The 11,711-nt window shown below is 38.8% G+C and carries 15 protein-coding genes and 1 pseudogene; 4 read left to right on the top strand and 12 right to left on the bottom strand.

What is annotated here, in order from left to right; translation table 11 throughout:
- Positions 1–104: 104 nt before the first annotated feature.
- The 11 genes and pseudogenes from CVD19_RS13680 to CVD19_RS13725 all read right to left on the bottom strand — a co-directional run bounded on the left by CVD19_RS13680 (position 105) and on the right by CVD19_RS13725 (position 8,486).
- A complete protein-coding gene (locus CVD19_RS13680; protein ID WP_101582408.1) occupies positions 105–788 on the bottom strand; it encodes a hypothetical protein in 684 nt (227 codons plus the stop codon).
- Positions 785–1,612, bottom strand: a complete 828-nt coding sequence (locus tag CVD19_RS13685; protein ID WP_101582409.1) for a Cof-type HAD-IIB family hydrolase — start codon at positions 1,610–1,612, stop codon at positions 785–787. The genes CVD19_RS13680 and CVD19_RS13685 overlap by 4 nt, the downstream gene beginning before the upstream one ends.
- A complete protein-coding gene (locus tag CVD19_RS13690; RefSeq protein ID WP_101582410.1) occupies positions 1,593–2,729 on the bottom strand; it encodes an ABC transporter ATP-binding protein in 1,137 nt (378 codons plus the stop codon). Before CVD19_RS13690 ends, CVD19_RS13685 begins: the two co-directional genes overlap by 20 nt.
- 14 nt (positions 2,730–2,743) lie before the next feature.
- On the bottom strand, positions 2,744–3,616 hold the full coding sequence (locus CVD19_RS13695) for a carbohydrate ABC transporter permease (RefSeq protein WP_101582411.1): 873 nt from the start codon (positions 3,614–3,616) through the stop codon (positions 2,744–2,746).
- Positions 3,613–4,575: a carbohydrate ABC transporter permease gene (locus CVD19_RS13700; RefSeq protein WP_101582412.1), complete on the bottom strand. Its 963-nt coding sequence runs from the start codon at positions 4,573–4,575 to the stop codon at positions 3,613–3,615. The genes CVD19_RS13695 and CVD19_RS13700 overlap by 4 nt, the downstream gene beginning before the upstream one ends.
- Positions 4,576–4,593: 18 nt before the next feature.
- Entirely contained in the window at positions 4,594–5,997 is a 1,404-nt protein-coding gene (locus CVD19_RS13705) for a sugar ABC transporter substrate-binding protein (RefSeq protein WP_101582413.1), read from the bottom strand.
- A gap of 7 nt (positions 5,998–6,004) precedes the next feature.
- On the bottom strand, positions 6,005–6,733 hold the full coding sequence (locus tag CVD19_RS13710) for a GntR family transcriptional regulator (RefSeq protein ID WP_101582414.1): 729 nt from the start codon (positions 6,731–6,733) through the stop codon (positions 6,005–6,007).
- A gap of 542 nt (positions 6,734–7,275) precedes the next feature.
- Positions 7,276–7,511 (bottom strand): annotated as a pseudogene (locus tag CVD19_RS13715) (DsrE/DsrF/DrsH-like family protein); the annotation flags it as partial.
- A 125-nt stretch (positions 7,512–7,636) separates the two neighbouring features.
- A complete protein-coding gene (locus CVD19_RS13720) occupies positions 7,637–7,894 on the bottom strand; it encodes a hypothetical protein (RefSeq protein ID WP_101582415.1) in 258 nt (85 codons plus the stop codon).
- 84 nt (positions 7,895–7,978) lie between these two features.
- Positions 7,979–8,107, bottom strand: a complete 129-nt coding sequence (locus CVD19_RS25485) for a hypothetical protein (RefSeq protein WP_257985138.1) — start codon at positions 8,105–8,107, stop codon at positions 7,979–7,981.
- A gap of 55 nt (positions 8,108–8,162) precedes the next feature.
- A complete protein-coding gene (locus tag CVD19_RS13725; RefSeq protein ID WP_101582425.1) occupies positions 8,163–8,486 on the bottom strand; it encodes a nucleoside triphosphate pyrophosphohydrolase in 324 nt (107 codons plus the stop codon).
- A 668-nt stretch (positions 8,487–9,154) separates the two neighbouring features.
- Between CVD19_RS13725 and CVD19_RS25490 the strand changes: the two genes are divergently transcribed.
- The 4 genes from CVD19_RS25490 to CVD19_RS13740 all read left to right on the top strand — a co-directional run bounded on the left by CVD19_RS25490 (position 9,155) and on the right by CVD19_RS13740 (position 10,419).
- On the top strand, positions 9,155–9,478 hold the full coding sequence (locus CVD19_RS25490; protein WP_257985139.1) for a hypothetical protein: 324 nt from the start codon (positions 9,155–9,157) through the stop codon (positions 9,476–9,478).
- Entirely contained in the window at positions 9,433–9,525 is a 93-nt protein-coding gene (locus CVD19_RS25880) for a hypothetical protein (protein ID WP_374702891.1), read from the top strand. The genes CVD19_RS25490 and CVD19_RS25880 overlap by 46 nt, the downstream gene beginning before the upstream one ends.
- A complete protein-coding gene (locus CVD19_RS13735) occupies positions 9,483–9,824 on the top strand; it encodes a hypothetical protein (RefSeq protein ID WP_101582416.1) in 342 nt (113 codons plus the stop codon). The genes CVD19_RS25880 and CVD19_RS13735 overlap by 43 nt, the downstream gene beginning before the upstream one ends.
- A 190-nt stretch (positions 9,825–10,014) precedes the next feature.
- Positions 10,015–10,419: a hypothetical protein gene (locus CVD19_RS13740; RefSeq protein ID WP_101582417.1), complete on the top strand. Its 405-nt coding sequence runs from the start codon at positions 10,015–10,017 to the stop codon at positions 10,417–10,419.
- A gap of 103 nt (positions 10,420–10,522) precedes the next feature.
- On the opposite strand, the gene CVD19_RS13745 is transcribed toward CVD19_RS13740, so the two are convergent.
- On the bottom strand, positions 10,523–11,566 hold the full coding sequence (locus CVD19_RS13745; RefSeq protein ID WP_101582418.1) for a hypothetical protein: 1,044 nt from the start codon (positions 11,564–11,566) through the stop codon (positions 10,523–10,525).
- Positions 11,567–11,711: the final 145 nt, after the last annotated feature.

Consider the following 11,711-nt stretch of genomic DNA (forward strand, 5'->3'; position numbering starts at 1 on the left):
CCCAAAAAAGCACTATGCGTAACAAATTGTGCAATATAAAAAAGATGCCAGGCTACCAATTTTCCAAGCCCATGGCACCTTTTCTATAACAATAACTGATGAAATTAAGAGTTCCTAGCCAAGAATCTGACAATACCTAAAGTACCAGTGTTCATGTCTTCTCTCAAATTTTCATGGTTTATCTTGTCATACTGCACTTCAAAATTATCTTTAATCGTAACTAAACCATTTAATAGGGGGACTGGCTTGTTTTTGACAGTTCCAAAAATGGCAGCTTCAACTCCCAATGGATCATGAAGAAATTCATTCTTAAGCTTTGATGATTTATTGTGGTACTCTTCTTGATAATACTTTTCGTATCCCCCGGTACAACCGCAGATTGGGCATTCATCTACAAACGGATGCAAATGGCTCGGACGGTCCACTTCAAAGTGGACACTGATTGCGATTGGATAGTACGATTCATTTTCGAATTGTAACGGTTTCTGCTGGCTTAAGTAATGGGTGTAGAAACGGAAATGGGTCGAATGGTCATGGGTCAATTCCCCATTTTCCCCCAGCTCGATTAACTGCAGTCCCCTTCTTCTGCCAACTGCATCGCATCCCTCTGCTGTATGAAAATAACCGTAGTCATCTTCCATTTCGATTGTGTTCTCAAGGGCACGGACTGCAAATGTCAGGGCTTGCTTGTAATTGTTTGCAAGTTTGTCAGAAACCATGATCCATAGGTTAGGATACCTGGGCGCTGAATTGGGGAAGTTTTCAAAGTGCGGCAATAAATCAATCATCTTCTGAGTCCTCCATGTTCCATAACCGTCATATAATTCGTCTCTTCAAGCTTTTCAATCACTTCAATCAAAGCATGTTCAGTATTCGTTTTCCTGGTTACATAATCTGAAACTGCTTTTATGCTGGGAACCGCATTTCGGACGGATATTCCCAATCCCGCTGTTTGCAGCATTTCCAGATCATTCTCATTATCACCGACAGCTGCGAGTTGTTGGGATGGAATGTCGAGGTAATCCATTAAGAACTTTACTGCGGCCCCTTTATTCACCCCTGTGGCGATGAATTCAAGCAATTCAGGTTCTGAGTTAATTGGCTGAAAAGCGGAAAACAGGTTTTTTAATTCATGTATATGTTCATGTCCCCCAATCAGCATGATCTTGATCAATTGTTTCGTCAGAAGTTCACCTGCCGATGTACGCTGTGCGCGAATGCCATCTTTTCTTAATTGTTTTTTGATGAATTCAGTTTCTTCAAGGTAATAGGCACCTTCGCGGTCAAATGCCAACAAACTGATTTCATATTCCGTCTGGATGTCTTGAAAAGCTGAAACAATGTCTTCGGTTTTACGAGTCTCTAAAAATCGTTCATAAATAAACTCTCCTGTTACCGGGTGATATACGATGGCTCCATTGTACAGGATGACAGGGGTTGTAATGCCAGCTTGGCCGAGATAAGGCATGACACTGTCGAGCGAACGGCCGGTCGCAAACGTAAATCTGCCGCCTGCATTTTCAAAACGTTGGATTCTTGCTATGACTTCTGCTGGAATGCGTTGGCTGCTATCAAGCAAAGTACCATCTAGGTCAGAAATTATGCACCACAAGCTGCTTCAAATCCTTTTCTTCTTTTGGATAAAGATTTTGTTGTAAACCATCTCTTTCAAACAAAAATTTCAGCGTTTTGATTTTCACCCACACATCCGCATAGACTCTCGGCTCAAGGCTGGTGGGACAAATCACTTTTACAGTTTCGCCAGTACCCTCCAGCACCACCGTGATCAGGTATTCCCTGCCTGTATGTTCAATATGCTTCGTCATGCCCTTAAGGAAATTGTCCTGATCAGGTTTATGAAAAACAACGTCCGCATCATGCGGCCTAAATCCTAAGATAAGTGGTTCATTTTGATGATGCGACAGATTGTAACCCGCTAAACTGATCGATGTACCCTCCCTTTCCAAAACTAGCGAATGATTCAGGTGATTATAGCTGCAATCAATTCTGTTCATGATGGGCATTCCTAAAAATTCAGCTACGAACCAATTTCTCGGGTTATGAACGATATTGAGCGGCTGGTCAAACTGCTGAAGCTCCCCATCCTTCATGACGGCTATCATATCGGACATCGCCATCGCTTCATCCTGGTCATGGGTGACCATTATGGTCGTTATCCCTAATTGTTGTTGAAGCTGTTTGATTTCTTCCCTCATTTTCATTCGCAGTGAAGCGTCAAGCGCAGATAATGGTTCATCAAGGATCAGGAGATCTGGCTCTTTTGCGATCGCTCTGGCGATGGCAACGCGCTGGCGCTGGCCGCCTGACAGCTGGGCAGGCTTCCTGTGTTCAAATCCTTCCATGTTGACCATTTTCAGGACCTTGCTAACTCTTTCAGCCGCTATTTTCTTCGGCACCTTTTCATTTTTTAAAGGAAATAAAATATTGTCTTTAACAGACATATTGGGATACAACGCTGAGTTCTGAAACACCATCCCGATTTTCCTGAACTTTGGCGGAACTGTTGTGACACATCGATCATCGAAGAAAATGTCACCATTTGATGGCTTTTCCAATCCAGCAATCATGAGCATGGTTGTGGATTTACCACACCCTGATGGGCCTAATATCGTGGTCAGCTTCCCGGATGGTATCTCTAAATCAATATTTCTGACAGCTGGTTTTTTCGGGTCATAATATTTATATAGCTGTTTTAAAGAAACTTTCATCAGTTGGCCCTCCACTACATCTTCATCTTCGTTATATATTTTTGAGAAAACAGATATAACAACATGGCTGGAATCATGTAAAACGTTGCTAACGTCATAATAAAACCGTAATTCACAGCGGCCGTTGAATCCATATCCAATAAAGCATTCAAGACAATCGGAAGTGTCACTTTACCCGCATCATAGGTGAAGGTGGAGACAAGAATATACTCTCCCCATCCATTCAGAAAGGCAAACAGCGTTATCGCTGCAATTCCTGGCCAAATATACGGGACATAGATCGCGAAGAACTTTTTCCATTTCGAACTCCCGTCAATTTCGGCAGCCCGGTGGATTTCGGTGGGTATCTCATCAAAGAACCCTTTAATGATCCAGGTCGACAGGCCTACTTCCGCTAAGCCTTTTATCAAAATCGTTCCGAACAGCGTGTCCAGAAGTCCGACTGTTTTTAATATGTAGAAACTGGCGATTAATGTTGTAATCGACGGAAGGGCCCTTGTAAATAATGTCGATTGTAATAACAAATCTTTGCCAGGAAATTGGCCTTTTGACAAAGCGTAACCAGCTAATAAGCTGACGCCCACTTCAATTGCCATACTTCCAACCGCGATGACCATGGTGTTATAAAAAACAGTCCAGACACTCGGGAACGTAAACGTGCCAATCACTAAATTGGGTTCAAATAAAAATTTCCAGTTGGTGAGTGTGAAACCTGCCGGCCAACCTCCCTTGATGTCACTAAAAGCAAACACAAACATGCCTAAATAGATACATAACAAAATCAATGAAAAGATCGTTAACGCGGTAATACAGAATATTTTTAACCAGCTGTCCGAAAGCCGTAGATTTAAATTTGCCATTGTACCTGAATTTAATGGTTTCATCATTTATCACTGTCCATTAACTTTTTTAAGCCAAATTGCTTATAAGCGATGAAAATGACCGCAAAGATCAAGGGGAGCATATACATCGAAATGGCCGAACCATAACCAAAATCCAGCGTGGAAAATGCAGTATGAAACGAATACAATGACCATACTTCCGATTGATAGGTTGGTCCCCCGTCCGTCAGCAGCAAGATAGATTCATAGGATGTTACCAGTGCCAACCCTTGCCATAGCGTTAGAAATGCGAGTGGCCACTTTAATTGTGGAAAAATGATTTTTTTAATGATTGTCCAGTCTGACGCTCCATCGACCTTTGCCACCCTAAACAGGTTTTCATCCATCGACTGAATAGAGGACGAAAGCATAATGGTTGTAATCGATGTTCCCATGACACCCGCTAAAACAATGTTAATGAGTAGCGGATATTCATTAAGCCATGCGACCGGTTCCAATCCGTACATCTTGTGTAAAATCATATTGAGAATGCCACGGTCAGTCGGGCTGAATATCCATGTCCATAGAAGAGCCTCTACCACTCCTGGTGATACTTTCGGCAGCAGCCAAATCGCGCGAAAGATCGTTCCAGGCCTTGAGTTTTTCATAAAATAAGTCGTTGTAACCGCAACAAACAATCCTAAAAACATTTTGATGAACAGGGTCATACATACAAAAATGACGGTATTCCAAAAGATTAAGCCGATTTTTGGGTCCGAGAATACCTTTTCGTAATTGGTCCAGCCGACAAAGTCCCAGTGCAGCCCGTGGTCCATTGATGTGAAAGAGATCAGGATGACAATCAGCGCTGTGATAGGTACGAGCACAAGCTGGTTGAAAACGAAGGGGCCTAATATGAGGCCCCAATATTTATTTTCTTTTGCCGATTGCCATAGCGATTTCTTTTGTTCAAATTCTCTCCTGACAATCTCTTGTTCCAATAAAATCGTTTCATTTGCTAACATTGCAATTCCCCACACTTATTATTTGATGACTGAATTTGCTTTCAGATTAAGTGCCATTTGTTCTTCGATGTACCCTACCGCTTTTTCAGGTGTCATTTCACCCGACATTACATAGCTCGTGGCATCAATGAGGATTTTGCTGTACTTTGTCTGGTCTGGGTGATTCCCTGTGAACTTTGAATAGTTTGTTAAATAATTTACACTATTGATCCATTCATTCGCTTTTACTTGTTCATGCTCTTGCCCTTCTTTTGTAAAAGGAATATGCGAGGTTTCAACCGCATGTTTTGCCTGCAGCTCCGGAGCACTTACATGTGCCAGTAATCTTTTGGCGATGTCTGGATTTTTGCTGTTTTTGGAAACGACATAAACATAGGGATTCGATACCGTGATCGGTTTCTGTCCTTTTTTTACAACAGGCAGATTCATTACGCCCACATTCTGTTTAATCCAATCCGTTGTCACATTTCCTAATTCTTTATGCCAACCTTGTGTACGGAACTTCGCTTCATCCCAAATTCCTCCCTGGGCAAACAGTGTTTCCTGGTTTAGCATTCTCGCCAATTTTTCTGCTTTATCCGTTGTCATGTTTTGTGCAGGGACAACGCCACTCTCGCGACTTTCCTTCACCCACTCAAATGTTTTGAGCGCTTTTTCTTTATCCAGGACAAACTTTTTATTTTTCCAGTCGTAAAGCTCTGCTCCAAAGTTGTAAAAATTCATTGGGACATCATTTGGACCGCGGTCGAACTCATACCCGTTTTTTACAAATCCCTGTTTTCGGGCGTCTGCAGCGGTGTCTGTCATATCATTCAAGGTAAATTCGCCAGCCTCCGCTTTTTTTGGCAGTTGGTTGATGTCTTCTTCCGACCAACCCATTTTTCTTAAAATTTCTTTATTAAAATAAACAACCCGTGCTTCGGTATCTTGAATGACTCCGTAGGCTTTGCCATCCCATGTCACTGGCTGCCAATAGCCATCCATGATATTTTCAAACACTTTTTCCTTCTTAACACTATCAAGCGGCAGGATGTAATCTCCTTCCGCCATCCAGCCGACAGAAGCGTATGAAGTGGTATAAATATCTGCTGCATTATTTGATTGGGAAGCGAAGATGAAGTTTTTATCGAAGTCTTCCGCACTCATCGGTTTCACAATCGGTTCAATTTTCACTCGATAATCGGCTTTTTCTTTTTCCAGCTCTTCATTTAATTTCTCTGCTGCACTTTCAAAGTTGGTGACTCGAGTGGGAGCAGAAGCATCATTTGTAAACACCTTCATCGTCATAATTTTGTTGCCATTTGCATCTTTTGGCAGGCCATCCGCAGAAGCAGAGGTGGTCTCGCCTTTATTTGACTGGCAGCCGGATGCGATACTTATGGTTAATAATAATGCGATTGCAAGTAGTAATAATTTTTTCATGAGCTGATTACCTTCCTTTTATTTGTTTATTTCTTTTCACATAAAAGCGGATCACATCGTTCCTCATGTAATCGTATGAAAGTAAAATAGGTTTTCCTTCAATCGTATAATGGGTTTGGATGAATTTTAATAAAGGATAATGGTTCCCGGCAAAAACGTCCGATACTTCATCCGCTGCCGTGACTGCCTGGATTTCAGTGATTGCTTCCGTAAATTCGTACTGATAGAAGTCCTTTAAAAATTTTGATAGCGACCCTTTAAAGTAATATTGTTCAAATTCTTTGCCGACTAATTTCAGAGGCAGCACGTTAATCGAGTAAACAACTGGTTCGAAATTGGCGGTCCGTATCCTGTTTAAGATATAGACGTCGTCATCCTCATTCAGGTCCAGGAGCTGTCTTGCTTCTTCAGAAGCCTTGTCCACATGCATTTTTGTATTCATGTCATTTTCCGACAGGTTGAAATCCCGGATCATTTCCGTAATGCTGCTTAAATAGTTCAGCGAATTCTTCAAAGTTAATGATGCTTGTTTTATGTAATAGCCGGAACCTTGGATGCTGTAAATTTTGCCATGCTGGATCAATTCGTTTAATGCTTTCCGAATCGTTTCCCTGCTGACACCATATTGCTCTGATAATTCTTTTTCCCCTGGCAGGCGCTTAGTCGATCTATCATTCTTCATGATGTAGTCTTTATTTATTTGGTTGCTGATCGCCAGAAATTTAATCGTTGTCATCCATCTCCCCCTCACAATTTCATTTTAAGCAGCGAATGTTAACCCCAAATTGCCCTATGGTAATGAATTAACGAAATAAGTGTAAATTTGTCTAGACAGATATAAATTTGTCTAGAATGGAATGTTGCTGTCTAGACACAAAAGTCATACCCTAATATAAAAACCGGGCAAAAACCACTCGGTTCTTTTTGTTTGATTACGGCCATAGGAATGTACCACTTCTGCCATGTTTTTTACCGCCGATTGTCACAAGATTTACCACTTGTTGCCTTTACCATTGGAGGAATGTCAAGAAAACCGCAGATTTACAATGTTAAGGATTTTGAGAGAAAAAAAAAGTCTAATTCCTCTGCATTTTTACCGAGGAATTAGACTAATGATCTTCCACAAACGCGCCCTGAAAATGGAATAAATTAATTGAGTTTTTAATAAGAGAAATTAGACAACCTGTTGTTTTTAGAGTACAGGTTGTCTAGATGCTTTTTATGTGTTCCATTTTAAGGGTTCACTTCAGCCAGGATAGTGTTCCATTTTCGTGGTTTGCTCATCGTACAAGCGACAAGTTTCACGCCTGCTTTTTGAGCTGTTTGAATTAAGGTTTGCTGAGTATCAACGTTTTTCTTTTCCATTACGCTTTTCATCATTTTAGTTCCCATACCGCCATATTCATTTTAGAAAGCGGCAGTTCGCTTGGCCCCTTTGGCATCATCATCCCAAACATTCTCTCCATAGAGTCCTTTTCCACACGCGGAGCGTCTTCTCTGCGGAGAATATTCAATTGATGTATAGGGATCAAAAAAAATTAATAAAAGAAAAATAGTCTTTTCGTTGAAGAAAAGACTACTTTAAACAAAATATTTAAAAATCTAATTTTATTACACTGTGATTTCTTAGAAATTCAATTTAGCCAAAACTTTTAGCCCACAAAATAAACTTCGTTTTATTCCTCTCATACCAGTCATTGCAAACAAGATACTTTTCATTGTCGATTGTAACTGGCTCCGCCCAATAACGATCATACCCATTTACTTTTCTTTGTTCGGAAAGCGGATTACCCCACACGACTTTTTTCAACATAGGAAAATTAAGATCAAATAAGTTTTTACAGTGTTTTTCTTCCTGTAAGAGGCGAACTTTTTCGGAAGAAAGTAATTTATTCATTATGACTTTATCTAAAGTTGTTCTTACTAAAATACCAATTTTTAATGAGCTATCAATTTGAATTAAATCTGAAGAATTAATTAATTATGGAATTTTATTATTTTCATAACCTCTCCATTTTTTCATATATTTTATCTTTTGCTCAGAGTTTATTCCATCTATGGGTTCTTCTAAAAACGTTTGAAAGCTAGATTTAAAAGTCTTCTTGTCCATCGTTCTCTATCTCCTCTAGTAGACAAAAGTAAGGATCTGTGTAATCTATAAGAGTTTAACCCTCTACATCGATTAGAAATACTCTGTCCTTAAAACCACCTCTAATTTCAGCCTTTTGCTTACGGGTTTGTTCAATATCATGAATTGAATAGCCATGAATTTCCGCAAGTGAATGGATAACCTCTAATAAATCAGCAAGTTCTTCTCCAGCCTCTTCATTGCTCTTAGAGTTAATGTACTCATTTAGCTCTTCAGATGCTTTTCTTCTCAACTCTCTTATATATTCATAGTTTGTTAATTGTCTTACCTTTGCGTTTTTCCCATTGCCTTTGATAATTTCCGGTATCCGATCACGTACAAGTTTATTATGTATTGTAATGGGTTTTCCACTTAGACCCTTTACCCATTTGCTAAAAAAGTCCCAATCACATACAGACCCGTCATCATTTAAAACTCTTAAATAGACGCCATCTCCCTTTCCTACCTGCCAGATAGCTTGTGCAGAATTCAGCTTATCAGTAATTCCATTTTTCATAACATATTCTATAAAGGCTTGCTTTCCTGGTTTAATATTTTCTGCTATCTTATCTAAATCGTTTATCTTCTAGTTGCTGATCAATAATCTCAATTGCCCGCAACCAAGTAAATATCTATACAGCTTGCTCTCGGCAAAGCAAACTTATCTTGAGTAAAAGCCGCCATGTCTTTTTCCCTCTATTCTGAATATACTTTATTTAAATTATACTTGAAATAGAACACGACTGTTTCAATGGCTGCCTTTTTCTCTCATAATAATCCACTGGCTCTCCACTCCACTTTCACTAGATCTATTGTCCGCAAATAGTGGCTCAAAACTCCGCACTAGTGGCTCATTCTCTTCGCAATACTCAAAGTGATTTAATCATACGGGACCTCGGCTACTTCAACGTCGAGGAATTGTACCAGATTGGCCAAAAGGGCGCTTACTATCTCACTCGACTAAAGCCACCCACTACGCTATTTACGAAGGAAGATGGGGATTATATAAAATTGGATTTGGGAGAGGTAATGGATGAGATGGAGGAAGGGGAAATCAGGGAGCTTTTAGATATTTTCGTAACGGCCAAAAAACACCACATTCCCCGGCTGATCCTTTATAAGTTGGCTCCCGAACAAATTAAAAAAAGGGAAAAAAAGAGAGAGAAAACCGAAAAAAAGAGGGGCGTGAAATTATCACACCCCACCAAAAAACTCTATAAATTGAACATGTTCATCTCTAATATACCATATCAGAGTGTGCCAAAGGAAGAAATTCCCTTTTCTACTCCCTTCGTTGGCAAATTGAAATCCTGTTCAAGACATGGAAGTCCCTGTTCCAGATTCATAAAGTAAAAAGATGCAAAAGGAAAGATTTGAATGCCACTTATACGGAACGTTGATTTCTCTTTTGATTAGTTCGACGATTGCCTTTCAGGCAAGGGAGTATCTACTAAGAAAAAAGAAAAGAGAAACGAGTGAATACAAGTCCATATCAATCACAGTGGAGTTTATTCCGACGCTGTTTGAAGCGATTATCTCCAGCAGGACTTCCATCCTGGAAGTTATAAAAAGAATCTATTTCCAGATAGAGAAAAACGGGAAGAAAAGTCATAGGAAAAAGAAGCTGACTGTTTTTGATATATTGAAAGTCTCCTATGAAAGGACTATTGGGAAGGCTACCAATGGCACGGCAGCTTAAGCATATTACTTTTGAAAAATCTAATGATGAGGCTTATTTGAGTATGCAAATTTTTAGGTTATGTCCAAAAGTATTAGTAAATTTCTCTTTACTTTCAAGTTAGCTTGTTGGATATGAGGTACGTCTCCGTGCTTCACTGTTGTGTTACAATGCTGAAAAAGGGGATTATCCATGGAGGAGGACGGGCAAAATGGTTACTGTGTTAACGTATTTTGTTTGCCTTATATTCATTGTGATATCAGTATTCATTACCCTCACATTTAAAAATGAACTGGAGCGGATGTTTCGAGAGGAAAAAGAGGTATTCGTCTTTCACATCTTCAATGTGCTGATCACCCTGACCGTCGCTTTCGCATCCCAGGCAGTCATAACGATTTATGTAGTTGGTCATAGGTTTCACTTCATTAGGGATGCACTCATACTCTTGGCCATCACCCTACCCATTTATATCCTTGGGCACCTCGCATTCGAAAGATGTAAAACTGTTTACCGCAAATATGCAGCCACGGAGAATGGGAAGGTATTGGTTCTTAACGAGAAGTATGTGAAGCAGAAAAAGCGGTTTAAGACGCTTAGACATTATAATGTCAAATGAAAGGGAGCAGTACGTTTCTTTTGCTTCTAACCACATGAAAGAAGCACTGGGTATGTCCCCGTGCTTCCTTCTTAATTCCTATTTCCCTCTTTCTCCTCCATCTTTATTTATTAAGATCATTAATTTTCTTTTCTAAGTATACGGGCGTTTTATCATAATAGTATGCGTTAAAGTTATCTGCCCACGTTTTTTGGCTTACTTTTTGTTTATCTTCTATTATTTCCACGTTATCTGAGAAGCATTTAGGGCAAAAAATTCCACGAAATTCATTTTTGCTTTTTATTAATTTATCATCTAATTCTTTTGCAGAGTCAGGAACTAGTTTAACTTTTTCATCACAGGCACACTTAATTTTTAAAAGAAAGTAATCTTCTCTAGAAGATAACTTCTTATTTGGCGTCAAATCCTGCTTAAGCATCAAAAAGCTTTTTTCTAAACCGTCCTTAATATCATCTAACCCGGCTAATAGGTGAACTGTTAATTCTCTATAATCAAAGAATTCTTCTGCCTTATTTTCTATCTGAATAATATAATTGTCATGTGAAGCATCTAGAATAAATTCAGATTGTCCAATAAATTTATGGTGAATTATATCGTTTCGGTACTCTCTTATTTTTTTCCAATGTGGTTTGTTAGATAAGTTAACAATTTCCCTAAGGATTGGATCAGCTATAAATTTCTTTTTTACGTTACTCAAAAAGCTAGTTCTAGTCAGATACTGATTACTAACTTTTGCATATTTTTTAAATGAAATATTCTTTTTAATAGTAATAGATTTTTTTTCTATCAACCATTTTTCATCAGTTTCTTTAACTCTTCTAGGACTCATATTAATTTCTAAAAACGTATTTAATATCTGAAATAGATGCTCCCAAACAGAAGTAACTCGCATTAAAGCATGTTCTGCATGAAATGCTAGCGTACTTTTATTAACTTCCTCTTCCACTAATACTTTATAGTAATAAACAGGCACTATAACTTTCTTCTTTAAATTTCGAGATAATTGTTTTAATAAATAAAGATGTGTCATTTCTTCTAAACTAATAATTCCCTCTGTAAAGTCACCTTCACTTACGACAAAATCATTAATTAATTTATCAACTTTTTCTGAAATTTCCTTACTCATTGGATATAATTCTGTAAACATTCTATCATCCCTTAAAATTTGTATTAAATTCGCTTTTCATATACATACTGTTAATGAAATTTCTAATAAAAACGTGATACCTGAATGAATTTCATAAATCTCAGCCCTTATGCCCCAAGACTTTTAAGGCATGAAAAAAGGAGTA

Origin of the sequence: Bacillus sp. T33-2 (assembly GCF_002860205.1) — a bacterium.
In the GTDB taxonomy this organism is placed as follows: domain Bacteria; phylum Bacillota; class Bacilli; order Bacillales; family Cytobacillaceae; genus T33-2.